General features: G+C 65.3%; 25 protein-coding genes. 13 read left to right on the forward strand and 12 right to left on the reverse strand.

The window, feature by feature from the left end; translation table 11 throughout:
- The first annotated feature begins 106 nt into the window (after window positions 1–106).
- Window positions 107–2,014 carry a translational GTPase TypA gene (typA, locus tag FDN03_RS12090; protein WP_138177391.1) on the forward strand — a complete coding sequence of 636 codons (1,908 nt, stop codon included), beginning with the start codon at window positions 107–109 and terminating at the stop codon, window positions 2,012–2,014.
- Between the two features lie 49 nt (window positions 2,015–2,063).
- Window positions 2,064–2,444 (forward strand): hypothetical protein, encoded by a 381-nt coding sequence (locus FDN03_RS12095; RefSeq protein WP_138177393.1) that lies wholly within the window; start codon window positions 2,064–2,066, stop codon window positions 2,442–2,444.
- A gap of 105 nt (window positions 2,445–2,549) precedes the next feature.
- On the opposite strand, the gene FDN03_RS12100 is transcribed toward FDN03_RS12095, so the two are convergent.
- Window positions 2,550–3,044 carry a helix-turn-helix domain-containing protein gene (locus FDN03_RS12100; RefSeq protein ID WP_054821192.1) on the reverse strand — a complete coding sequence of 165 codons (495 nt, stop codon included), beginning with the start codon at window positions 3,042–3,044 and terminating at the stop codon, window positions 2,550–2,552.
- 90 nt (window positions 3,045–3,134) lie between these two features.
- Window positions 3,135–3,269, reverse strand: a complete 135-nt coding sequence (locus tag FDN03_RS16960; RefSeq protein ID WP_283205488.1) for a hypothetical protein — start codon at window positions 3,267–3,269, stop codon at window positions 3,135–3,137.
- A 332-nt stretch (window positions 3,270–3,601) separates the two neighbouring features.
- On the opposite strand from FDN03_RS16960, the gene fdxA reads away from it, so the two are divergent.
- The 5 genes from fdxA to FDN03_RS12130 all read left to right on the forward strand — a co-directional run bounded on the left by fdxA (window position 3,602) and on the right by FDN03_RS12130 (window position 7,661).
- On the forward strand, window positions 3,602–3,925 hold the full coding sequence (gene fdxA, locus FDN03_RS12110) for a ferredoxin (protein ID WP_054821193.1): 324 nt from the start codon (window positions 3,602–3,604) through the stop codon (window positions 3,923–3,925).
- A 13-nt stretch (window positions 3,926–3,938) separates the two neighbouring features.
- Window positions 3,939–5,054: a succinyldiaminopimelate transaminase gene (dapC, locus tag FDN03_RS12115; RefSeq protein ID WP_138177397.1), complete on the forward strand. Its 1,116-nt coding sequence runs from the start codon at window positions 3,939–3,941 to the stop codon at window positions 5,052–5,054.
- Between the two features lie 97 nt (window positions 5,055–5,151).
- Window positions 5,152–6,432 carry a citrate synthase gene (locus tag FDN03_RS12120; protein WP_138177399.1) on the forward strand — a complete coding sequence of 427 codons (1,281 nt, stop codon included), beginning with the start codon at window positions 5,152–5,154 and terminating at the stop codon, window positions 6,430–6,432.
- Window positions 6,433–6,574: 142 nt separating this feature from the next.
- Window positions 6,575–7,180 (forward strand): hypothetical protein, encoded by a 606-nt coding sequence (locus FDN03_RS12125; RefSeq protein ID WP_138177401.1) that lies wholly within the window; start codon window positions 6,575–6,577, stop codon window positions 7,178–7,180.
- 211 nt (window positions 7,181–7,391) lie between these two features.
- The gene (locus FDN03_RS12130) at window positions 7,392–7,661 is read left to right on the forward strand and encodes a hypothetical protein (protein WP_138177403.1); all 270 of its coding nucleotides are present in this window, start codon (window positions 7,392–7,394) and stop codon (window positions 7,659–7,661) included.
- 129 nt (window positions 7,662–7,790) lie between these two features.
- Here FDN03_RS12130 and dapD read toward each other — a convergent pair whose 3' ends face one another.
- On the reverse strand, window positions 7,791–8,744 hold the full coding sequence (gene dapD / locus FDN03_RS12135) for a 2,3,4,5-tetrahydropyridine-2,6-dicarboxylate N-succinyltransferase (protein WP_138177405.1): 954 nt from the start codon (window positions 8,742–8,744) through the stop codon (window positions 7,791–7,793).
- Window positions 8,745–8,835: 91 nt separating this feature from the next.
- On the opposite strand from dapD, the gene dapE reads away from it, so the two are divergent.
- Window positions 8,836–9,912: a succinyl-diaminopimelate desuccinylase gene (gene dapE, locus FDN03_RS12140; RefSeq protein WP_138177407.1), complete on the forward strand. Its 1,077-nt coding sequence runs from the start codon at window positions 8,836–8,838 to the stop codon at window positions 9,910–9,912.
- 135 nt (window positions 9,913–10,047) lie between these two features.
- Here the strand turns inward: dapE and FDN03_RS12145 are convergent, their stop codons facing one another.
- From FDN03_RS12145 to FDN03_RS12160, 4 genes are all read right to left on the reverse strand, one after another.
- Complete coding sequence (locus FDN03_RS12145) at window positions 10,048–10,944, reverse strand: amino acid ABC transporter permease (RefSeq protein ID WP_138177409.1); 897 nt, start codon at window positions 10,942–10,944, stop codon at window positions 10,048–10,050.
- On the reverse strand, window positions 10,941–11,621 hold the full coding sequence (locus tag FDN03_RS12150) for an amino acid ABC transporter permease (RefSeq protein WP_054821280.1): 681 nt from the start codon (window positions 11,619–11,621) through the stop codon (window positions 10,941–10,943). The genes FDN03_RS12145 and FDN03_RS12150 overlap by 4 nt, the downstream gene beginning before the upstream one ends.
- Window positions 11,622–11,719: 98 nt before the next feature.
- Window positions 11,720–12,565 (reverse strand): glutamate ABC transporter substrate-binding protein, encoded by an 846-nt coding sequence (locus tag FDN03_RS12155; RefSeq protein ID WP_054821281.1) that lies wholly within the window; start codon window positions 12,563–12,565, stop codon window positions 11,720–11,722.
- Window positions 12,566–12,598: 33 nt separating this feature from the next.
- Window positions 12,599–13,330: an amino acid ABC transporter ATP-binding protein gene (locus FDN03_RS12160; protein ID WP_171021244.1), complete on the reverse strand. Its 732-nt coding sequence runs from the start codon at window positions 13,328–13,330 to the stop codon at window positions 12,599–12,601.
- Between the two features lie 492 nt (window positions 13,331–13,822).
- Between FDN03_RS12160 and FDN03_RS12165 the strand changes: the two genes are divergently transcribed.
- The 3 genes from FDN03_RS12165 to FDN03_RS12175 all read left to right on the forward strand — a co-directional run bounded on the left by FDN03_RS12165 (window position 13,823) and on the right by FDN03_RS12175 (window position 15,164).
- The gene (locus tag FDN03_RS12165; RefSeq protein WP_249354555.1) at window positions 13,823–14,518 is read left to right on the forward strand and encodes a TIGR00730 family Rossman fold protein; all 696 of its coding nucleotides are present in this window, start codon (window positions 13,823–13,825) and stop codon (window positions 14,516–14,518) included.
- The gene (locus FDN03_RS12170) at window positions 14,518–14,865 is read left to right on the forward strand and encodes a DivIVA domain-containing protein (RefSeq protein WP_138177412.1); all 348 of its coding nucleotides are present in this window, start codon (window positions 14,518–14,520) and stop codon (window positions 14,863–14,865) included. Before FDN03_RS12165 ends, FDN03_RS12170 begins: the two co-directional genes overlap by 1 nt.
- Before the next feature lie 131 nt (window positions 14,866–14,996).
- Window positions 14,997–15,164, forward strand: coding sequence for a DUF3117 domain-containing protein (locus FDN03_RS12175; RefSeq protein WP_138177414.1), 168 nt, complete (start codon window positions 14,997–14,999; stop codon window positions 15,162–15,164).
- Between the two features lie 102 nt (window positions 15,165–15,266).
- Here the strand turns inward: FDN03_RS12175 and FDN03_RS12180 are convergent, their stop codons facing one another.
- Complete coding sequence (locus FDN03_RS12180; protein WP_138177416.1) at window positions 15,267–15,911, reverse strand: class I SAM-dependent methyltransferase; 645 nt, start codon at window positions 15,909–15,911, stop codon at window positions 15,267–15,269.
- Window positions 15,912–16,120: 209 nt separating this feature from the next.
- On the opposite strand from FDN03_RS12180, the gene sigE reads away from it, so the two are divergent.
- Window positions 16,121–16,732, forward strand: a complete 612-nt coding sequence (gene sigE, locus FDN03_RS12185; RefSeq protein WP_281283949.1) for an RNA polymerase sigma factor SigE — start codon at window positions 16,121–16,123, stop codon at window positions 16,730–16,732.
- Between the two features lie 74 nt (window positions 16,733–16,806).
- On the forward strand, window positions 16,807–17,190 hold the full coding sequence (locus FDN03_RS12190; RefSeq protein ID WP_138177418.1) for a sec-independent translocase: 384 nt from the start codon (window positions 16,807–16,809) through the stop codon (window positions 17,188–17,190).
- Between the two features lie 131 nt (window positions 17,191–17,321).
- Here the strand turns inward: FDN03_RS12190 and FDN03_RS12195 are convergent, their stop codons facing one another.
- The 4 genes from FDN03_RS12195 to FDN03_RS12210 all read right to left on the reverse strand — a co-directional run bounded on the left by FDN03_RS12195 (window position 17,322) and on the right by FDN03_RS12210 (window position 21,913).
- Entirely contained in the window at window positions 17,322–18,695 is a 1,374-nt protein-coding gene (locus tag FDN03_RS12195; RefSeq protein WP_138177420.1) for an 8-oxoguanine deaminase, read from the reverse strand.
- A 153-nt stretch (window positions 18,696–18,848) separates the two neighbouring features.
- Window positions 18,849–19,952 carry an Mrp/NBP35 family ATP-binding protein gene (locus FDN03_RS12200; RefSeq protein WP_138177422.1) on the reverse strand — a complete coding sequence of 368 codons (1,104 nt, stop codon included), beginning with the start codon at window positions 19,950–19,952 and terminating at the stop codon, window positions 18,849–18,851.
- Window positions 19,949–20,557, reverse strand: a complete 609-nt coding sequence (locus tag FDN03_RS12205) for a DUF1003 domain-containing protein (RefSeq protein ID WP_138177424.1) — start codon at window positions 20,555–20,557, stop codon at window positions 19,949–19,951. Before FDN03_RS12205 ends, FDN03_RS12200 begins: the two co-directional genes overlap by 4 nt.
- Before the next feature lie 105 nt (window positions 20,558–20,662).
- Complete coding sequence (locus tag FDN03_RS12210; protein WP_138177426.1) at window positions 20,663–21,913, reverse strand: CBS domain-containing protein; 1,251 nt, start codon at window positions 21,911–21,913, stop codon at window positions 20,663–20,665.
- Window positions 21,914–22,018 lie beyond the last annotated feature (105 nt).

Below are 22,018 nucleotides of genomic sequence, written 5' to 3' on the forward strand. Positions count from 1 at the left end.
AGAAAACCGGAGGACTTCTCGGCAGCGCGTAAAATAAATAGCTGGGTCAAAAGTGGCCCCGATCCCTATGACCCGAAATTCCTCGGACGGAAGTGAGCCTTCACGCATGTCAGAAAACACCACACTTCGCGAAGATCTTCGCAACGTTGCCATTGTGGCGCACGTTGACCACGGCAAGACCACCATGGTCAACGCGATGCTGCAGCAGACCGGTGCGTTCGACAGCCACGGCGAAACCGAAGACCGCGTGATGGACTCCGGTGAGCTGGAACGCGAAAAGGGCATCACCATCCTGGCCAAGAACACCACCGTGTTCTATGAGGGCCCGGCCGCCAACGGCCACAAGATCACCATGAACATCATCGACACCCCCGGGCACGCCGACTTCGGCGGCGAGGTGGAGCGCGGCCTGTCCATGGTTGACGGCGTGGTGCTGCTGGTGGACGCCTCCGAGGGCCCGCTGCCGCAGACCCGCTTCGTGCTGCGCAAGGCGCTGAGCGCGAACCTGCCGGTGATCATCGTGGTCAACAAGACCGACCGCCCCGATGCCCGCATTGACGGGGTCATCTCCGACTCCATGGACCTGCTGTTGGGCCTGGCCTCCGACCTGGCCGACGAGGCTCCGGACCTGGACATCGACCAGATCCTGAACGTGCCGATCGTCTTTGCCTCGGGCAAGGCCGGCTACGCCTCCACCAACCAGCCCGGCGACGGCGAACTGCCGGACAATGACAACCTTGAGCCGCTGTTCAAGACCATCATCGACCACGTCCCGGCCCCGTCCTACACCCCGGGCGAAGTGCTGCAGGCGCACGTCACCAACCTGGACGCCTCACCGTTCCTGGGCCGCCTGGCGCTGCTGCGCATCTTCAACGGCACCCTGCGCAAGGGCCAGCAGGTGACCTGGGCACGCCAGGACGGCACCTACAAGCAGGTGAAGATCACCGAGCTGCTGGCCACCGAAGGCCTGAACCGTGTCCCGGCGACCGAAGCCGGGCCGGGTGAAATCGTGGCCGTGGCCGGCATCGAGGACATCATGATCGGTGAAACCCTCACCGACCTGGAAAACCCGAAGCCGCTGCCGATGATCACCGTTGACCCGCCGGCCATCTCGATGACCATCGGGATCAACACCTCCCCGCTGGCCGGTAAGGTCAAGGGCGCCAAGGTCACCGCCCGTCAGGTCAAGGACCGCCTGGACCGCGAACTGATCGGCAACGTGTCGCTGAAGGTGCTGCCGACCGAGCGTCCGGACGCCTGGGAGGTGCAGGGCCGTGGCGAACTGGCCCTGGCGATCCTGGTCGAGCAGATGCGCCGTGAGGGCTTTGAACTGACCGTGGGCAAGCCGCAGGTGGTCACCCAGGTCATCGACGGCAAGGTGCATGAGCCGATGGAGCTGATGACCATTGACGTGCCCGAGGAGTTCCTGGGCGCCGTCACCCAGCTGATGGCCGCCCGCAAGGGCCGGATGACCAACATGACCAACCACGGCACCGGCTGGGTGCGCATGGAGTTCATGGTTCCGGCCCGCGGCCTGATCGGCTTCCGCACCCGCTTCATGACCGAAACCCGCGGTGCCGGCATCGCCGCCTCGCTGGCCGAGGGCTATGAGCCGTGGCACGGCGCCATCGAATACCGCAACAACGGTTCGCTGGTCGCCGACCGCGCCGGTGTGGCCACCCCGTACTCGATGATCAACCTGCAGGAACGCGGCACCTTCTTCGTGCAGCCGACCTCCGAGGTGTACGAGGGCATGATCGTGGGTGAGAACTCGCGCTCCGAGGACATGGACGTGAACATCACCAAGGAAAAGAAGCTGACCAACATGCGTGCCGCATCCTCGGACAGCTTCGAGAACCTGACCCCGCCGCGCACCCTGACCCTGGAAGAGTCGCTGGAATTCGCCCGTGAGGACGAATGCGTGGAGGTCACCCCGGAGGCGATCCGCATCCGCAAGGTGATCCTCTCGGCCAACGACCGCGTCAAGGCCTACCGTGCCCGCGCGCGCAGCTAACCAGGGCCCCTTCCGCGGATCACTGCCCGGGGCCCTGTGGCGGGCGCTGGTGACAGCGCTCGTGGCCGGGCTCCTGGGCAGCACCATCCACGCCTCCCTGTTCTACGCCGGGGATGTCCCGGTGTTCTGGGGTCTGGCACTGGCCTGGCTGCTGTTGGGCCTGCTGGTCTACTGGGCCAGCGTGGCCAGCGGCAAGCTGCTGGGCGGTGCCCTTGGTTTCATCGGATGCTACGTGGTGGTCGGGGTGTTGACCTTCAACGGCAACGACCGGTTGATCACCCCGCTGAGCCTGTACGACTACATGCCCGGCCCGGCCCTGGCCTCGACCCTATGGGTCTACGGCATGCTGGTTCCGGCGGTCGTGGCCCTGCTGTTGGCCCGGCGCAACCTGCGCCGGCCCGCACGCGCCGCGATTGGCGCCCGGCCCTAGAGAACAGCAACAGACAAGCAGCGGTCCCCGCGTCCCCGCCACTGCCGGCGGACGCGGGGGCCGCTGTTGGTTTTTGGGTGGGAGCCAGGCCGCACCGGTGGCGCGTCAGTTGCCGGTGATGTCCAGGTGGTGGGCCATGAACAGGGAGGTCGGCACCCCGTCGGCTTCGGGCTCGCGCAACGCGTAGTCCTCGATCACTTCGCGCAACCGGCCAATCATTTCCTTCTGGGTGGCTTCGGAGAGCTTCAGACCCACCCGGATGACCTGGATCTCCTCCGGATCCAGCCCGTTGATCTCCTGCAGGAACGTGTCAACGAGCATCGGCGCCGCATCCGGGATCCGGGTGCCCCAGGATTGCCGGGTGCTGCGGTAGGGGACTTCCTTCGCCCCGCGGTTGCCGCGCCGCGGCTCCTCGGCGGCCAGGAACCCGTTGCTGACCAGCGTGCGCACATGATGCAGCGAGGTTGCCGGGTTCAGTTCAAGGATGTCGGCGATCTCCTTGTTCGTGCGAGACTCATGGAGACACAGGCGCAGAATCCTCAGCCGCAGGGGCGAACTCAGGGCCCGCGCCCGGGCCTGGACTTGCTCATCGGTTGGCATACAGCCAGCATACGTGATTTTCCGTCAGTGATTGGTATCTTCAAATCACATCGCGTTTCGCGCTCCTCCACGCCGGTCGGCGGCACTGCGCTATTGCTGCTGGGGGCGCCGGGCGCGGCGGGGCGGCGGCGGGGGAACCCGCTTGGCGTGGGTGATGCGCGAACGCTGCACCGTGACCACTTCGCGCCGGGTCTGCACGCTAACGCTGGTTTCGGTGACGCCCACTATCTCACCCAACGCGTCGGTTAGCGTTTCTCCGTGCCCCGTCGGTGTGGGCTGGTCAAGCCGATACCGCAACACAACCCGGTCCCCGGGTCTTAAATCGTCAATGTTAAGCACCGTGCAGCTCCAAGATTTCCAAAAATTTCATTTCGAGACCGTTGCGTCCGGTGGCCTCGGTCGGTTACGTCACAGCGGGCCTCCGGGAGCTTCCCACATTGCACAACAGGACTAGACTGGTATCCAGAAAGCCAGATATGCGTTCCGCCCATAGGCCGGCAATGCGCTGGTGACTAGACGTTGAAACTATCAAAAGTGCAAGGAAAGGTCTCGGGTCCGTGACTTACATCATCGCTCAGCCGTGCGTGGACGTGAAAGACAAGGCGTGTGTCGAAGAGTGCCCGGTCGACTGCATCTACGAAGGTGAACGCTCCTTGTACATTCACCCGGATGAGTGCGTGGACTGCGGCGCGTGCGAGCCGGTCTGCCCGGTAGAGGCCATCTACTACGAGGACGATGTCCCGGAGCAGTGGGCCGACTACTACAACGTTAACGTTGATTTCTTCGACGAACTGGGCTCGCCCGGTGGTGCGGCTAAAATTGGCAACACCGGCACCGACCACCCGCTGGTCGCCGCCCTGCCGCCGCAAAACCAAGACTGAGGTTCATCACCGCATGCTCCAGCTTCCCGATTACCCCTGGAACCAGTTGGCCCCGTACCGCGAGGTGGCCGCCAAGCATCCGGGGGGCAGTGTCGATTTGTCCATCGGAACCCCGGTGGACCCGACCCCGGAACTGATCCAGGAAGCACTGCGCGAAGCCAGCAACGCGCCGGGATACCCCACCACGCACGGCACCACCGAGGTGCGCCAGGCCATCGTGGAGTGGTACGCCCGGCGCCGCAACGTCACCTCACTGAGCACCGACGACGTCATGCCGACGGTCGGTTCCAAGGAAATGGTGGCCTGGCTGCCGTTGCTGCTCGGGCTGGGGCCCGGGGACGTGGTGGTGCGCCCGCGCATCGCCTACCCGACCTACGACATCGGCGCACAACTGGTCGGCGCCACCAGTGTGGCCACCGATGACCTTTCCAGCCTGGACGAGCAGCAGCGGGCGAACCTGAAACTGGTGTGGGTCAATTCGCCGGGGAACCCCACCGGCAAGGTCCGCGACATTCACGCGTTGCGTGAACTGGTCTGCCAGGCCCGCGGGCTGGGGGCCGTGGTGGCCTCCGATGAATGCTATGCGGAGCTGGGTTGGGATGAATACGAGGACCAGGTCCCCAGCATCCTTGATCCGCGGGTGTGCGACGGAAACATCGATGACCTGCTGGCGCTGTACTCCCTGTCCAAGCAATCCAACCTGGCCGGGTATCGCGCCGCGTTCGTGGCTGGGGCCCCTAACCTGATGCCGGCCCTGATCAACAACCGCAAGCACGCGGGAATGATTGTCCCGGCACCCGTGCAGCACGCCATGGTCATCGCGCTAAACGATGAGGCGCATGTCCGTGAACAAAAAGACATTTATCGGGCCCGGCGCGACGCGCTGCGCCCGGCGTTGGAGGGCTTCGGGCTGCGGATCGAGGACTCCGTGGCCGGTCTGTACCTGTGGTGCACTGAACGCCGTTCCAGCTGGGACACCCTGCAACGGCTTGCCGAGCTGGGAATCATTGCAGGTCCCGGCGCTTTTTACGGTTCTGAAGGCGAAGCGCACGTACGGATCGCGCTCACTGCCTCCGACGAGCGCGTCGCCCAGGCCGTGGAGCGGTTGACCTCTGCCGGCCAGGGCTGAAATGATCCGCTGATTAGCGCGGTGAGGCCAATTGGCGGTATGTTCGACGATGACGACTGACCTTTCGGAACTACAAGCTTTCCGGTTAGGAGAAGCAATGACAGAGATCAATTCTGCGCAGCTCACATATGGGCAGACGAACCTGGAACTACCAGTGGTACCGGCCGCCGAAGGCAACCAGGGGCTGAGCGTGGCTCCGCTGCTGAAGACCACCGGTGCGGTCACCTACGACCCGGGCTTCATGAACACCGCGGCCACCAAGTCCGCGATCACCTACATCGACGGGGATGCAGGGATCCTGCGCTACCGTGGTTACCCCATTGAGCAGTTGGCGGAGAAGTCCAGCTTCGTTGAGGTCAGCTACCTGCTGATCTACGGGGAGCTGCCCACCGCCGAGCAGCTGGCAGACTTTGACAACCGCCTGCGCCGCCACACCCTGCTGCACGAGGAGCTCAAGGGCTTCTTCGGCGGCTTCCCGCGCGACGCCCACCCGATGCCGGTGCTCTCCTCGGCCGTGTCGGCACTGTCGACCTGGTACCAGGACTCGCTGGACCCGAACAACGACGAACAGGTCGAGCGCTCCACGATGCGCCTGCTGGCCAAGCTGCCGGTGCTGGCCGCCTACGCGCACAAGAAGTCGATCGGGCAGGCACTGCTCTACCCGGACAACTCGATGAACATGGTCGAGAACTTCATGCGCCTGTGCTTCGGCACCGCCGCCGAGCCGTACGAGCTGGACCCGGACATGGTCAAGGCCCTGGACCTGCTGCTGATCCTGCACGCAGACCACGAGCAGAACTGCTCCACCTCCACCGTGCGCCTGGTCGGCTCCTCCGATGCGAACCTCTTCGCCTCGGTCTCGGCCGGCATCAACGCCCTGTTCGGTCCCGCCCACGGCGGCGCGAACGAGGCCGTGCTGAAGATGCTGCGCGAAATCCATGCCCAGGGCATCTCCCCGGAGAAGTTCATGGAGAAGGTCAAGAACAAGGAAGACGGCGTGCGCCTGATGGGCTTCGGGCACCGCGTCTACAAGAACTACGACCCGCGCGCGAAGATCATCAAGAAGACCGCCCATGACATCCTGGCCAAGCAGGGCAGCAACGAACTGCTGGACATCGCCATGAGCCTGGAGGAGAAGGCGCTGAACGATGACTACTTCATCGAGCGCAAGCTCTACCCGAACGTGGACTTCTACACGGGCCTGATCTACAAGGCGATGGGCTTCCCGGAGAAGATGTTCACCGTGCTGTTCGCCATCGGTCGCCTGCCCGGCTGGATTGCCCAGTGGCGCGAAATGATCAAGGACCCGGACACCAAGATCGGCCGTCCGCGTCAGCTGTACATCGGCGAGACCGAGCGCAACTACCCGGGCCTCTAAACCCGTGTAGCGCCAGTCTCTTGGCACCGGCACCCCCAGGCCCCCAGCGGGCCACGGGGTGCCGGTGCCCTTTTTTAAGCAGTGGGTACGGCGTATCGTGGAAGGTTATGGGGGATGTGCGTCGATAGGCAAGGTGGTGCGCATGTATTTCCGGCAGGGGAATAACTGGTCAATTGGTGTTTGCGCCAACCCGCAGCTGCTGATGGCCCTGTACCTGCGCGAGCTGGGGGGAATCAACCCCCACGAGCTCGGCCCCAACTGTGCACTGGAGCAGCGGGGACGGTTGCGCCCCCTGCAGCCGCCGGCCTCCCACGGACAGATCCGCCAGGAATGGTATTCGTGGTGGGAAAGCCTGGTCAAAGACGGGCGCTCGCTGCAAAACGGACATCACGTGGGCGGGATCCCGGACCTGGATGCTCAGGGCTACCCGGAGCTGGCGAAGCTGGCCAACGCCCACTATGGGCAAACCACGTTGTTTGCCCATGAATGCCTTGAAGACTTTGTGCTGCGCAGCGCCCAGTATGTTCCCAAGCGGATGGATGAGATCGAGGTGCTGCTGGCCGACCGGGGCATCGAGCACCTGGCCGGGCGGGAGGCGGCGCACATGCAGCTGGTGGAGGTGCCGCTGAACGAACCGCGCGCCTGGCTGATGGGTCAGGCCACCGTGGTGGCCAGCAGTTCCCTGATGCGCGACGGCAAGGCCTTCCACGGGTACATCGAGCCGATCGTGAGCATCATCTTCATGTAGCGCCCACCAAGCGGAAGAGCCGGACAGGATCCTGCCCACCCTTCCCGTCGTCGAGCTTAATGGGGATAATGAGAGCCAAGCCGGGTCACGGGGCGAGGTCTTTGCTTCGGTGGCGCATCCCGGGGGAGGGAGAACATATGAACGATTCGCGACCTGAACTTCAGTAGCCCTCGGCCGTCCTTGCGGTCGGCCGATGCGGCAATACGGCAGGATGGAGGACATCATGGTGTTCCATGGAGCAATCAGCCACCCGCGACGCAACACGCGTGGTCTGGCCTTTGCCTTCAGCGGACTGATCTTTACCTTGGCATTTGCGGCATTCCTGTTCCTGGTCCCGCAAGGCCATGAGGTGTCACGCAGTCCGCTGTGGATCCCCGTTATCTGGGGCGTGATGGTGATTGTCTACGGTTGCTACCGCCTGATCCGCGGAGACAGCGATCTGGACCACGAGCGCGGAGGCACCCATGCTGATTCCCGGTAGCCTTCCAACGGATCACTGACCCAACGGAATCAGATCAACCACAGGCCGTGGCCGCCCACCGGTGAAAGGTGGCGGCCACGGCCTGTGCCGCGCGGGGGCAGCCCGGCTTCGGGGCTGGGCGCAGCCTGATCAGTTCTGGTGCAGTTCGGTGTTCAGCTCCACCTTCCCGCCGGTGCGCGCCAGCGCCTCGACGGCGCCGGTCACCGAGTTGCGCCGGAAGAGGAGGCCGGGAACCCCGGAGAGCTCCAGGGCCTTCACGGTGCGGTTATCGGGCAAGCTCACCCGGGTGCCGGCGGTGACATACAGCCCGGCCTCCACCACGCAGTCATCCCCGATGGAGATCCCCACCCCGGCGTTGGCCCCGAGCAGGACGCGCTCACCGATGGAGATGCGCTCCTTGCCGCCGCCGGAGAGGGTCCCCATGATGGATGCGCCGCCGCCGACGTCCGAGCCGTTGCCGACCACGACCGAAGCCGAAATCCGGCCCTCCACCATGGAAACGCCCAGTGTTCCGGCGTTGAAGTTCACGAACCCCTCGTGCATGACCGTGGTGCCGGTGGCCAGGTGCGCGCCCAGGCGCACCCGGTCCGCGTCGGCGATGCGCACACCGGAGGGCACCACGTAGTCGACCATGCGCGGGAACTTGTCCACCCCGTACACCGTCACCGCTCCGCGTGAACGCAGCCGCAGCCGGGTCTTTTCAAACCCCTCGGCCAGGCAGGGGCCGAAGTTGGTCCAGACAATGTTGGGCAGGTGGGAGAAGATCCCGTCCAGGTTGATCGAGTTCGGGGTGACCAGCCGGTGCGAGAGCAGGTGCAGGCGCAGCCACACGTCAGCGGTGTCGGCCGGGGCGACATCCAGGTTGATGGTCAGCGAGATGACTTCCTGTCGGGTGCCGCGGGCCGTATCCTCCACGGCCAGGGCCGCCAGCTCACCGGTTTGCGGCTCCAGGTCGTTGAGCACTCCCAGGCAGGGGCCGGGGTACCAAACATCCAGGACGGTGCCGTCCAGGGTGATCGTGGCCAGGCCGTGCGCCGACGCCAGGCGGACGGGAGGATGGGTTGAGTCAACTGCTGAAGTCATGAAGATATCGTACCGGCGTATCCTGCCGGTATCGTGGGCAAATGACGTTCCCATTACGCAATGAGCAGCAGGAATGAGTAGGTTGAACCCGATGGAATTGAACCTGGAAGCGGATGTCGCCCAGCTGACCGCGACACTCATCGACATGGAATCGGTCTCCGGCAATGAGCGCGCCCTGGCCGATGCGATCCACCGCGCCCTCGAAGCCTGCCCGCACCTGGAGCTGCACCGATACGGGGATGCGATCGTGGCGCGCACCAACCTGGGCCGGGAACGCCGGGTCGTGCTGGCCGGACACCTGGACACGGTCCCGTTGCCCACCGACCCGCTGGCCCGCGGCGGCGTGCCCGCGCGCGAAATCGATGGGGTGCTCTACGGGCGCGGCGCCACCGACATGAAGGGCGGGGTGGCGGTGCAGCTGCACCTGGCCGCCGCCTTGCGCAACCCAACCCACGACATCACCTACATCTTCTATGACCATGAGGAGGTGGAAGCGGCCAAGTCCGGACTGGGCCGGCTGCAGCGCGAGGCCCCGCACCTGCTGGCCGCGGACTTCGCGATCCTCCTGGAGCCCACCAACGGCACGGTGGAGGGCGGCTGCAACGGCACCAGCCGCTTCATCGTGCGCACCCACGGCCGGGCGGCGCACTCTGCGCGCGCCTGGATGGGGCAGAACGCGATCCACGCCGCCGCCCCGATCCTGCAGCGCCTGGCCGACTACCAGGCCCAGACCGTGGACGTGCAAGGCCTGGCCTTCCGGGAGTCGCTGAGCGCCGTGCGGATCAGCGGCGGCATCGCCGGCAACGTGATCCCGGACCTGTGTGAGGTGAGCGTGAACTACCGCTTTGCCCCGGACAAGACCGTGGAGCAGGCCGAGGCCGTGGTGCGGGAGCTGATGGAGGGCTTTGAGGTGGAGCGCACCGACGGGGCGCTGGGGGCCACCCCGGGCCTGGACCAGCCGATCGCCGCCTCACTGGTGGCCGCCGTGGGCCAGGAGCCCAAACCCAAGTACGGCTGGACGGATGTGGCCCGGTTCTCGGCCATGGGCATCCCGGCCGTGAACTTCGGTCCCGGGGACGCGCTGTTGGCCCACACCGATGATGAGCACGTGCCCCTGGAGGCCATCCGGCGCTGTGCCCAGGCGCTGCGCAGCTGGCTCCAGGAGTAGCGCCGGAAGCGTTACGGGCCTTTACGGACAGGCCCTGGCGCCGGGCACGAAAAAACTGCAGCGCTGGCGAGGGGTGTTCCATCGCCGGCGCTGCAGTGCTATTCGGGGGAGTGGCAAGGGGCAGGCCCCTCATCCCTAGTTGTTTCCCGCGGCCGGGATCCCCACATCCGGCGGCATGGTGGCACTGGGTGCCGGGGCCGCCTTCTTGTCCCGCGGAACCCGGCTGCTCAGCCGGCGGGAGACGATCTCCGCCAGCTTCGACAGGGCGAAGTTCAGCAGGATGAAGATCAGCGCACAGATCACCAGCGCCTGCAGCATGTTCGAGTTGCCGGTACCCACCAGCTTCGAGTTGAACAGCAGTTCGTTGAAGTTGATGATGTAGCCCAGCGCCGAGTCCTTCAGGATCACGATGAACTGGCTGATCAGTGCCGGCAGCATCGCGGTCAGCGCCTGCGGGATCTCGATCAGGCGCAGCGACTGGCCACGGGTCAGCCCGATGGCGATGCCCGCCTCACGCTGGCCCTTGGGCAGCCCATGCACGCCGGAGCGAATCAGTTCGGCCACCACGGACCCGTTGTAAAGGGTCAGCCCGATCACGACCGCGACAAACGGTGAGCTGGCCGGTTCAACCCAGCCGGCCCGGGCCAGCACGATCCACAGGAACAGCATCATCAGCAGCACCGGCACGGCGCGGAAGAATTCCACGACCACCGAGCTGAGGAAGTTGATCAGCTTGTTGTGGGCCAGGCGTCCCATGCCGAAGATGAAGCCAAAGACCAGGGAGGTCACGATCGAGATCGCCGCGGCCTTCAGCGTGTTCAGCAGGCCCGGCAGCACGTAGTTCGACCAGATCGAACCCTTGGCAAAGACCGCCCAGCGTTCGGGGTTCAGCTGGTCCTTGCTGTTCATCACGTACAGGATGTAGCCGATCAGGGCCAGGGCCAGCAGGATGCCGATGATGTTCAGGACCATGATGCGCCGGCGCGCCTTGGGCCCCGGGGCATCGAAGAGAACCGATTGTGCGTTGCTCATCGTGCCACCGCCAGTTTCTTGGACAGCCAGGTGGTCAGCGCTCCGATCGGCAGCACGACGATGACGAACATCAGTGCCACGGTCAGGAAGATCAGGATGCCCACGTCGGCGCGGTACTCCAGCATCGTCTTCATCAGCCCGGAAATTTCGGCGACTGATCCGGCGATGGCCACGGTGGTGTTCTTGATCAGTGCGATCAGCACGTTGCCCATCGGGGCGATCGCCCCGCGGAACGCCTGGGGCAGGATGATGATGCGCGCCGCCGGCAGGAAGCTGAGCCCGATGGCGCGGGCCGCCTCGGCCTGACCCAGCGGCACCGTGTTGACCCCGGAGCGGATGGCTTCACAGAAGAACGCGGCATGGTAGATGCTCAGGCCGATGATCGCGATCTGGAAGAAGTTCAGGTTGAAATCCGAGCTGAGCTTGAGCTCAAAAACGCCAAAGAGCACCAGCACACCGAAGGTGAGGATGATGGTCAGCGGGGTGTTTCGGAAGATGTTGACGTAGGCGGTGCCAAAGGCCCGCAGGCTGGGGATGGGGCTGATCCGCATGATGGCCAGCAAGGTGCCCAGCACCAGCGATGCCAAGGCGGCCCAGAAGGTGAGTTGCAGGTTGGCCCAGAAGGACTCCAGGATCCGCTCACCGTACTCATCCCAAAGACTTAAATAGCCTTCCACGACGTGTTCTCCTTGGTCGGTGGATGGGGTGGAAACCGGTGGTGCCGTGCCCGGTGCGAACCGAAACACGGCACCACGTCGTTAGTGCGCTGGCCTGACTAGCTGCAGGCCTCGAATTCGGTCGGCGGGTTCAACTCGGCGTTCGGCTTGTAGCCGGTGCCTTCGGTGTTGGCGTTCAGCGCCTTCTCCCACTCGCCCTCATCGATCATTTTCTTGATGGCGGTGTTGATGTCCTCGCACTTGTCGTTTTCCTTGTTCAGGCCCACGCCGTAGGGCTCTTCGCTAAACGGTGCGCCCACGACCTTGAACTTGCCCTTGTTCGCCTCGGTGGCGGCCAGGCCGGCCAGGATGATGTCATCGGTGGTGATCGCGTCCACGCCACCGGTCTCCAGCAGGCCCAGGCAGTCGGCGTAGCCCTGCTGCTCGACCAGATTGACGCCCGGGATGTCCTTCTTCACGTTTTCGGCCGAGGTGGAACCGGTGACCGAGCACAGGTTCTTGCCATCGAGCGAGTCCTTGCCCGTGATCGTGGAATCATCGGTGCGCACCAGCAGGTCCTGGCCGGCCACGAAGTACGGGCCGGCGAAGGCCACGCGCTCCTTGCGGGCGTCATTGATGGTGTAGGTCGCGAAGATCATGTCGACCTGGTTGGTTTCCAGCAGGGTTTCGCGGTTGGCCGAGGGGGCGGAGACGAACTCGATGTTGCCCTCGTCGTAGCCCAGCTCCTTGGCGACGTACTTGGCGACGTCCACGTCAAAACCGGTGTATTCATCGCCTTCCTTGAAGCCCAGGCCCGGCTGGTCGAACTTGATGCCGATGCGCACCTTCTCGCCGCCACCGTCGCCGCTTCCGGCGTCATCGGAGCCCGATCCGCCGCATGAGGTCAGGGCCAGGCCTGCCACCGCGGCCATGGCGAGAATCGAACCGAAACGTGTCTTACGCATGATGTTCTCCTACTTGTGATGCGGGTGTGTGTATCAGTGGTTGGTGATGAGCTTGCCAAGGAAGTCCTTGGCCCGGTCGGTTTGCGGGTTGGTGAAGAAGTCGTTCGGTGCGGCCTGTTCGACGATCTTTCCGTCAGCCATGAAGATCACCCGGTCCGCGGCCTTGCGGGCGAAGCCCATTTCGTGGGTGACCACCAGCATGGTCATCCCCTCCTTGGCCAGGGTGACCATGGTGTCCAGCACCTCGTTGATCATTTCCGGGTCCAGCGCACTGGTCGGCTCATCAAAGAGCATGACCTTCGGGCGCATGGCCAGTGCCCGGGCGATGGCCACACGCTGCTGCTGGCCGCCGGAGAGCTGGGCCGGCAGCTTGTTGGCCTGGTTGGCCACTCCCACCCGTTCAAGCAGCTGCATGGCCAGCTTCTCGGCTTCAGACTTCTTCATGCCCTTGACCTTGATCGGGCCCAGGGTGACGTTCTCCAGAATCGTCTTGTGCGCAAACAAGTTGAAGGACTGGAAAACCATCCCGACATCGGCCCGCAGGTTGGCCAGGGCCTTGCCCTCTTCGGGCAGGGTCTTGCCATCGATCTTGATCGTGCCGTCATCGATTGTTTCCAAGCGGTTGATGGCACGGCACAGGGTCGACTTCCCTGAGCCCGACGGACCGAGGATCACGACTACTTCGCCCTTGGTAACTTCAAGGTTGATGTCGTTCAAGACATGCAGGGCACCGTAATGCTTGTTGACCGTGGTCAGCTGAACAATCGGGCCGTCATATGAAGATTGAGTCGCAGGATCTCTTTTCATAGATTAGACATTAGCCCATGTGACCGGGGTAACGCGATACGAATCACACTCGTCCAGAAGTTGTTACCAAATGGTAACGCGCACGTCGCAGCGGGAATGGCGCAAATTCGGAGTGCAAAGGCGTGACCAGGCCGGTGCCCGGGCAGGCTCCTTGCGTGCCGGTGGTCCGAGCGATGCACGCACGGTGAACCCAGTCTGAGCTGCCAAGTGCGGTGAAGGCATCCGCCAGCAGCGGAGTGGGTGCGGAGGTACCTGCCCTGGGGTAGGGGTGTGGCGCCGGATCGGGAGCAAGGGCGTCATTTGTTCGCTAACAGGATGCAATGAAGCAGCCCATAGTGGTGGCGGGACGGATAGAGTGAAGTCATGGCCCACAAAAGCAAGAGTGAACAAAACGCACGAGCCGGCAGAAAACTGCACGTCGAAGCCTCGTGGCCCGGCAAGACCCCGGGCATGCAGCTGGACCGCTACCTGCTTTCCGGGCCGCAGGAGGACTTCACCCACAATGACGTGTGGCGCGTGCTGCGGATTCAAAGCGAGTTCGTCTCCGGCTTCGGCACCCTGGCGGGGATCGGCCCGGCCGTCTCCGTTTTTGGTTCGGCCCGCACCGGGGAAGACAGCCCCTACTACCAACAGGCAGAGCGCATCGGACGCCGCCTGGCCGAAGCCGGACTGATCACCATCACCGGCGGGGGCCCGGGCATCATGGGGGCGGCGAACCGCGGCGCGAGCGACGCCGGGGGAGTCTCGGTGGGGCTGGGCATTGAGCTGCCCTTCGAAACCGGACTGAACCAGTGGGTGAACAAGGGAATCAACTTCCGCTACTTCTTCGTGCGCAAGACGATGTTCGTGAAGTACTCCCAGGGCTTCATCGTGTTGCCCGGCGGCTTTGGAACCCTGGATGAGCTCTTCGAGGCGCTGACCCTGGTCCAGACCGAGAAGATCACCAGCTTCCCCATCGTGCTGGTGGGGAAGGACTACTGGGGCGGCATGGTCGACTGGCTGACGAACGTGGTGGCCGAGGAGCGCTGCATCTCGCCGAAGGACCTGAACCTGTTCACCCTCACCGATGACCCGGACGAAGCGGTTGACGTGGTGATCAGCGCGCTGATTGATGCAAACTCCTCGCATAACTCGGAAGGGATCTGATGTCCTTCCTGCTGGTGGCGCTGGCGATTGTGCTGTGTGGTGCGGCGGCGTTCTACCTCAGTGCGCTGCGCCATCCGGCACGCTCCGCGGGGCGGCGCTTCGAGGTGCCGCGCGAACCGGTGGCCGGCCTGATTGAGCCCGAGGCGTCACTGCCGCCGGTGCTGCTGCCCGATGAACCCTCGGCCCGCGACGTGGATGCGGTGCGTTTTTCCATTGGGCTGCGCGGCTACCGGTGCGACCAGGTGGACGACGTTCTGGATCAGCTCGCTGCGCGCATCAACCGGCTGGAGAATAAGATTCATGACATCGAGTCGCGGCGTGTGATTAGCGACACGGGTGAAAATTAGGAATAATGGAGAGTATAGAGTCTCCAAATCAACAAGGTAATCCCAGCTGATTGAGCGGACTATAGGACGGCTCGGGCGTTGAACCGGTATGCGGTTGAACGTTCCGGTCACTGACGAAGGGAACAACGTACATGGCGGCGATGAAGCCACGCACCGGTGATGGGCCAATGGAAGTCACCAAGGAAGGCCGAAGCTTGATCCTGCGCCTGCCCATCGATGGCGGCGGTCGCCTGGTGGTCGAATTGAATGCAGATGAGGCCACCGAGCTGCGTAATTGTCTGGTAAACGTCACTGAATAAGGATTCTCAGGGCCGGCATTCGCCGGCCCTTTGGTCTGTCACCAGCCCGTCGCGCACCCGCCGCGGCAGGCGGCCCCGTTCCTCCTGCGTCCTACGGACGTACTAGTGCTTGGCTGCCGCGATGAACAAGCCCTGTTCGGTGGGCAGCAGGTGGCACAGCAGGTTCGGGTCCTCGCGCAGCATCCGCATGGCATCACGCATGGCCACCGTGGAGGCCTTGCGCACGGCCGGCTTGGCCAGGCGGTGCTCGTCAAAGGCGTTGCAGATGATGATGACCCCGCGCTTGCCGATCAGGCGCTTGGCCTCGGCGACGTAGTCCAGCAGGTTCTCGTGCTCGGCATCGATCAGCACCATGTCGTACGCGCGATCGGTGAGCCGGCCCAGTACCGTGGCGGCGCGTTCGGTGATGATGCGCGCCCGGGCGCCCAGCACCCGGTCCTCGCGCAGCGCCTCGCGCAGCGCCCCCACGTTCTCCAGGTCGCTTTCGATCACGGTCAGGGTGCCGTTGGTTCCCATGCCGCGCAGGATCGACAGGGAGGCGACCCCGACCCCGGCGCCGATCTGCACTGCGTTGCGGGGGCTGTAAAGATTGGAGAGCAGCTGCAGGATGGACGCGCCGGCCGGGTCGATGGTGTGCGCTCCCAGTTCGCTGCCGCGCTCCCGGGCGCGGGTCATGACCTCATCTTCGGTCACGGCGTTCTGGGCATGGGTCCAGCTGGCAAACAACTCGGTGTTCATCGACGGCATGTGGGTGCGTTCCTCATTCCATGAAAATGGCGGCCACCGTCCATCGTAGCGCTCTTTGTCACAGAACCTTGAAGTCCCGGCGCTGATGCGACCGCGGGCGTTCCCCGCAGTGGCTTATCCGGGCCGGGGCGTGCTGCCCAAGGACAACTGACGGCTTCAGCGCAGTGGATTCTTAGCTTGTGCTCAGCTGGAGAGCCGAGACTTAATACGTGAGCACTACACGCAACGAACTCGCCGCCCCCGCCGATCCCGCACCCACGTGGGATGCCATGGTGCGCGAACATGGGGATCGCATCTTCCGCCTGGCCTACCGGCTGACCGGTAACCGCCAGGACGCGGAGGACCTGTCCCAGGAAGCGTTCGTGCGCGCCTTCAAGGGCCTGGAGAACTACACGCCGGGCACCCTGGGCGGCTGGCTGCACCGTATTACCACCAACCTGTTCCTGGACGGGGCGCGCCGCCGCTCCAAGATCCGCTTCGACCGTTTCGCCGAAGGGGCCGAGGACCGTTTGGAAGGCACCGCGCCGGGCCCCGAACGCGGCTTTGAACTGAACAACCTGGATGTGGACGTGCACAACGCCCTGAAGGCGTTGCCGCCGGAGTTCCGAGCCGCGATCGTCCTGTGTGACCTGGAGGGGTACTCCTACGAGGAAGTCGCCAACGCCCTGAACGTGAAACTGGGCACGGTGCGCTCACGCATCCACCGTGGACGGGCGATGCTGCGTGATGCGCTGGCACACCGCAACCCCGCCAACACCAAGGCCCCGCTGACGGTTTCGCTGCCGCGCATCGCCGGCAAGATCATGCCCAGCGCCAGCTAGCACGCCGGGGCACCGGCTCTCGACACGGCAGCGCGCTTAGGCCGATGCCCAGATGACAGGGTAATCTTTCTATCGTGGAGTTTGCAGGTATCAACGGTAGCGAGTTCGTCGTTTTGGCGATTCTCGCGGTGGTGATCTTGGGCCCCGAAAAGCTTCCCGAGTACGCCCGGAAACTGGCGAACCTGGTCAAGGAACTGCGCCGCATGGCCAACGGGGCCAGGGAGCAGCTGCGGGAGGAAGTGGGCGACGAAGTCGCCGACATGGACTGGAAGAAATTGGATCCGCGTCAGTACGACCCGCGGCGGATCATCAAGGAAGCCCTGGTCGACGAATTCGATGAGGCGGTCACCGCCGCAAAATCCGCCCCGGCCGCCCCGATCCGCAAATCCGTGGCCCCGGCGGCCACCGACCGCCTGGCCCCCGGGGAACCGGCCCCCTTCGACGACGAGGCCACCTAGCCTGGAGGCTTCCCCCAACAACACAATCCCCTGCCCCGGTATGAGCCCGGCAGCAGGGGATTACTTGTTCCTGAAGCCGGACACCGGTTCGCTGCCGGTAAAGGGCGAACCGGCATCCGGCCGGAGAACGGCTAGCTGTACTGGATTACCGGGGTGGACAAATCCACCAGCGCCCGCGCGTGGCGGCGGTGCTCATGGATCAGCGCCGGCAGGTCCAGTCCCGGGATGGCACCGTCCAGCACCCGCCACCGCCCGGCGACCATGACCCGGTCGGCCTTGTCCGCACCGCACAGCAGCAGGGCGGCCAACGGGTCGTGGCTGCCCGAGAAGCGCAGCTCATCGGTCTTGAAGAACGCCAGGTCCGCCTGCTGGCCCACCGCGATGCGGCCAATGTCCCTGCGTCCCAGCACCCGCGCCGACCCCTCGGTGGCCCAGCGCAGCGCGCGTTCCACCGGTACGTCCGCCCCGTAGCGCAGCCGTTGCAGGTACAGGGCCTGACGGGCCTCCAGGATCATGTTCGAGCCGTCGTTGGAGGCCGAACCATCCACGCCCAGCCCGACCGGGACCCCGGCCTGCTCAAGCTCCAGTACCCGGGCAATGCCGGAGGACAGGCGCATGTTCGAGGTGGCGCAGTGGGCCACGGCGGTGCCTGCCGCGCCCAGCTGGCGGATCTCGGCGTCATTGAAGTGGATGCCGTGCCCCAGCCACGTGTGCGGTCCCAGCCAGCCCACGCTGTCCAGGTAGTCCAGTGGCCGCAGCCCGAACCGGCTCAGGCAGAACTCCTCCTCATCCAGGGTTTCGGCCAGGTGCGTGTGCAGGCGCACCCCGTAGTGCCCGGCCAGGCGCGCGCTTTCGCTCATGGCCTGGGTGGTCACCGAGAACGGGGAGCAGGGGGCCAGGGCGATCTGGATCGTGGCGCCCTCCCCGGGCTCGTGGTAGGCCTCGATCAGCCGCTGGCTGTCGGCCAGCACCACATCCAGCTCCTGCACCGTGGACTGGGGCGGCAGCCCTCCGTCATCCTCTCCCAGCGTCATCGACCCGCGGGTCAAGGTGGCGCGCATCCCAAAGTCCCGCACCGCGGCGACCTCAATGTCAATGGATTCATCCATGCCCGCCGGGAAGAGGTAGTGGTGGTCGGCGGCGGTGGTGCAGCCCGAGAGCAGCAGTTCGGCCAGCGCCACCCGCACCGCGGCGTCCAGGGCTTGTGGGGTCAGCCGCGCCCACACCCGGTAGAGGTTCTGCAGCCACGGGAAGAGCGGGGCGTTGGCCGCCGGTCCCCAGGCGCGGGTCAGGGTTTGGTAGAAGTGGTGGTGCGTGTTGACCAACCCCGGCGTGAGCACATGGTTGGCCGCGTCAAAGACCTCGGTATACGCGGTGGTGGGCTGCGCCCCGCAGGGGACCAGTTCAATGATCAGATTGTCCCGGACGACGATGCCGTTGCCGGCATCGGTGTCGCTGAGGATGCCTTGCGGGTTTTTGATCCAAAGGGTGCTCGGGTGCGGCATGGCCGACATTCCTTTCGTTGAAAAAGTAAAATGCCAGCTCAGTTTGCCTGTCTGCTGATCCAGGACGCCGCAGCGTGCTTAGGACACTAGCAGCGCCGCGGCGCCGGGGCAAGACGCTGCGCGATGCCGGTCCACCCCGTGACCGGCCGCGGACTACACGTTCAGCGGCAGCGGGCGCCCGGCCAGGCCACGGGGCCGGTGCACCAGGGTGCGGGAGATCTGCCGCAGCCGCCGGGATACCTCCGCGTCCGGGTCAGATAGCACCACCGGCACCCCGGCGTCCGAACCCTCGCGCAGGGATTCCTCCAACGGCAGCTGCCCCAGCAGCGGCACCGGGTAGCCCAGCTGTTCACCCAGCGAGTCGCTGAGCACCTGGCCGCCGCCGGAGCCGAAGATTTCCATGCGTGTGCCGTCCGGCAGCTGCAGGTAGCTCATGTTCTCCACCACGCCGATGACCTTCTGCTGGGTCTGCAGGGAGATGGTGCCGGCCCGCTCGGCCACCTGGGTGGCGGTGGACTGCGGGGTGGTGACCACCAGCAGCTGCGAGTTCGGCAGCAGCTGGGAGACCGATATGGCGATGTCCCCGGTGCCCGGGGGCAGATCCAGCAGCAGCACGTCCAGGTCCCCGAAGTACACGTCGGACAGGAACTGCTCCAGCGCCCGGTGCAACATCGGTCCGCGCCAGATCACCGGCTGGTTTGAATCCAGGAACATGCCGATGGAGATCACCTTCACCCCGTGGGCGACCGGCGGCAGGATCATCTCATCGACCCGGGTCGGGTTCTGCCTGGTGCCCATCAGCGCCGGGATGGAGAACCCGTACACGTCGGCGTCGATCAACCCGACCTTCAGCCCGTCCGCGGCCATCGCCGCGGCCAGGTTGGCGGTGATTGAGCTCTTGCCGACCCCGCCCTTGCCGCTGGCCACGGCAATGACCCGGGTCAGGGAGTTCGGGTCGGAGAACGGGGTGCGCCGTCCGGCCAGCGAGTCGCGCAGTTCCTTGCGCTGTTCCGGGCTCATGACGCCCAGCTCAAGGTCCACCTGGCTGATCCCCGGCACGCTGAGCGCCGCGGCGCGCACGTCGGCCTCGATGGTGGAGCGCATCGGGCAGCCGGCGATGGTCAGCAGCACGGTCACCCGCGCGGTGGTCCCCTCCACGCTGGCGTGGGGGACCATGTTCAGTTCGGTGATGAATTTGCGCAGTTCCGGGTCGATGACCTTGGACAGTGCGGTGCGCAGCTGCTCGTTCGTGCTCACTTGCCACCTTGGCTCTCATGCGGGCCGGGGCCCTGGTCGATTTGCGGGATCAGGCCGGTGTGCTGGGCCGGCTTGCGGCGCGGGTTCTTCGCCCGCAGGTGCAGCTCCTCACCCTCGCTGGTTTCCAGCAGCTCCTCCAGCACGTTGCGCAGTTCGGAGCGCACATAGTCGCGGGTGGCCACATCCTGCATGGCCAAGCGCAGGCTGGCCAGCTCACGGGTGAGGTATTCGGTGTCGTACAGGTTGCGTTCGGCCCGGGCCCGGTCCTCGGTGAGCGAGACCCGGTCGCGGTCATCCTGCCGGTTCTGGGCCAACAGCAGCAGCGGGGCGGCGTAGGAGGCCTGCAGGGAGAGCATCAGGGTCAGCGCGGTGAAACCCAGCGCGGCCGAGTCAAAGCGCCAACCGGCCGGGGCCCAGGTGTTCCAGATGAGCCAGAACGCGCAGAAGATGGTCATGTAGACCAGGAACTGCGGGGTGCCCATGAAGCGGGCAAACTTTTCGGTGGTGGAGCCGAAGGCGTCCGGGTTCGGGCTGAATCGGGGCAACAGCCTGGCGCGGGCCGACATCGGGGTGTCCAGGCCGGTGGCCTGACGCTGCTCTGGCATGCGTGTTGCTCCTTCGATCGGGAACGCGGTCCGCGCTGCGGCGGCACCGGTTCGGACGGTGTGCGTGCGGTTCCCGGGCCGGGGCGGCACCGGGCCAAGCGTGGTCTAGTGCTGGCTGCGCCAGTCCTCGGGCAGCAGGTGGTCCAGGACGTCATCCACGGTGATCGCCCCCACCAGGCGGCCATCGGAGTTGACCACGCCCAACGAGGTGAGGTTGTAGGTGGCCAGGTGGCGCACGACCTCCGAGACGCTGGCGTTGTCCGGGATGGGTTCCAGCTCCTTGTCCAGGATGTCACCCAGCGGCTCCGGGGGAGCGGCACGCAGCAGCGCCTGGATGTGCACGGCTCCCAGGTACTTGCCGGTGGGGGTCTCCAAGGGCGGGCGCACCACGTAGACGGCCGAGGCCAGGGCGGGGGAGAGCTCCTCGCGGCGCACGGCGGCCAGCGCCTCGGCCACCGTGGATTCGGGGGTGAGGATCACCGGCACCGGGGTCATCACCGAGCCGGCGGTACCTTCGGGGTAGGCCAGCAGGCGGCGCACGTCATCGGCCTCCTCTTTGCTCATCATGTCCAGCAGCTGGACCTTGGTGTCCTCGTTCAGTTCACCAAGCAGGTCCGCGGCGTCATCCGGGTCCATCTCCTCCAGCACGTCCGCGGCACGCTCCAGGCCCAGGGCGGAGAGGATCTGGACCTGTTCGCGGTCCGGCATTTCCTGCAGCACATCGGCCAGCCGGTCATCCTGCAGGTGGGCGGCGATCTCCAGGCGGCGCTTGGCGTTCATCTCATGCAGCGCGTCGGCGAAGTCCGCCGGCTTCATCTCATCGTGGGCCGCGACGAACGTGTCCGCGGATTGTGGCTCGTGGGCGCCGACCGGGATCACCTGCTCCCAGGAGACCAGCACCCGGTGGCGCCGGTTGCGGCGCAGGCCCAGCAGGCTGGAGCCCGGTTCGGCGCGCTGCACGAAGTACTCGTTGACCTCCCAGTCGCCCATACGGGTCTGGATCAGGCCCACGTCTTCGACCACGCCGTGCCCGGTGCCGTCCCGGAAGGCGATCTTGCGGTCAAAGATTTCCGCGGCGATGAGGGTTTCGGCCCCGCGCTGCTGGAAGCGGCGCATGTTCACCAGACCGGAACAGATGATCTGGTTCGCCTCCATGGACTGGATGCGGGTCATCGGCACGAAGACCCGGCGCTTGCCCGGGACCTCGACGACCACGCCCACACAGGATTCTGACTTCTTGGGCCCGCGGGAGACCACGACCACATCGCGCAGCCGGCCCAGCCGGTCGCCGAGGGGGTCAAAGACGTCCAGCCCCAGCAGGCGGGCAACGAAGATCTTGGAAACAGTGGAGCTCACCACCCCAGCGTATCGCGGTCAGCTGGTGCAACGGGGGCAATTGTGATGCGATTGCCCGGCGTGAAGCTTTCACCCTCAGCGATAGCTGGGCACCATATGGGGGTT

The sequence above is a fragment of the Glutamicibacter sp. V16R2B1 genome (assembly GCF_005774635.1).
Taxonomy (GTDB): Bacteria; Actinomycetota; Actinomycetes; order Actinomycetales; family Micrococcaceae; genus Glutamicibacter; species Glutamicibacter creatinolyticus.

What these genes read in the sequence shown, in the direction of transcription:
- typA (WP_138177391.1), top strand. Translation starts at nt 107, where the DNA reads ATGTCAGAAAACACCACACTTCGCGAAGATCTTCGCAACGTTGCCATT.
- FDN03_RS12100 (WP_054821192.1), bottom strand. Translation starts at nt 3,044, where the DNA reads ATGCCAACCGATGAGCAAGTCCAGGCCCGGGCGCGGGCCCTGAGTTCG.
- dapC (WP_138177397.1), top strand. Translation starts at nt 3,939, where the DNA reads ATGCTCCAGCTTCCCGATTACCCCTGGAACCAGTTGGCCCCGTACCGC.
- FDN03_RS12120 (WP_138177399.1), top strand. Translation starts at nt 5,152, where the DNA reads ATGACAGAGATCAATTCTGCGCAGCTCACATATGGGCAGACGAACCTG.
- FDN03_RS12125 (WP_138177401.1), top strand. Translation starts at nt 6,575, where the DNA reads ATGTATTTCCGGCAGGGGAATAACTGGTCAATTGGTGTTTGCGCCAAC.
- FDN03_RS12130 (WP_138177403.1), top strand. Translation starts at nt 7,392, where the DNA reads ATGGAGGACATCATGGTGTTCCATGGAGCAATCAGCCACCCGCGACGC.
- dapD (WP_138177405.1), bottom strand. Translation starts at nt 8,744, where the DNA reads ATGACTTCAGCAGTTGACTCAACCCATCCTCCCGTCCGCCTGGCGTCG.
- dapE (WP_138177407.1), top strand. Translation starts at nt 8,836, where the DNA reads ATGGAATTGAACCTGGAAGCGGATGTCGCCCAGCTGACCGCGACACTC.
- FDN03_RS12145 (WP_138177409.1), bottom strand. Translation starts at nt 10,944, where the DNA reads ATGAGCAACGCACAATCGGTTCTCTTCGATGCCCCGGGGCCCAAGGCG.
- FDN03_RS12155 (WP_054821281.1), bottom strand. Translation starts at nt 12,565, where the DNA reads ATGCGTAAGACACGTTTCGGTTCGATTCTCGCCATGGCCGCGGTGGCA.
- FDN03_RS12165 (WP_249354555.1), top strand. Translation starts at nt 13,823, where the DNA reads ATGCAGCTGGACCGCTACCTGCTTTCCGGGCCGCAGGAGGACTTCACC.
- FDN03_RS12170 (WP_138177412.1), top strand. Translation starts at nt 14,518, where the DNA reads ATGTCCTTCCTGCTGGTGGCGCTGGCGATTGTGCTGTGTGGTGCGGCG.
- FDN03_RS12175 (WP_138177414.1), top strand. Translation starts at nt 14,997, where the DNA reads ATGGCGGCGATGAAGCCACGCACCGGTGATGGGCCAATGGAAGTCACC.
- FDN03_RS12180 (WP_138177416.1), bottom strand. Translation starts at nt 15,911, where the DNA reads ATGCCGTCGATGAACACCGAGTTGTTTGCCAGCTGGACCCATGCCCAG.
- FDN03_RS12195 (WP_138177420.1), bottom strand. Translation starts at nt 18,695, where the DNA reads ATGCCGCACCCGAGCACCCTTTGGATCAAAAACCCGCAAGGCATCCTC.
- FDN03_RS12205 (WP_138177424.1), bottom strand. Translation starts at nt 20,557, where the DNA reads ATGCCAGAGCAGCGTCAGGCCACCGGCCTGGACACCCCGATGTCGGCC.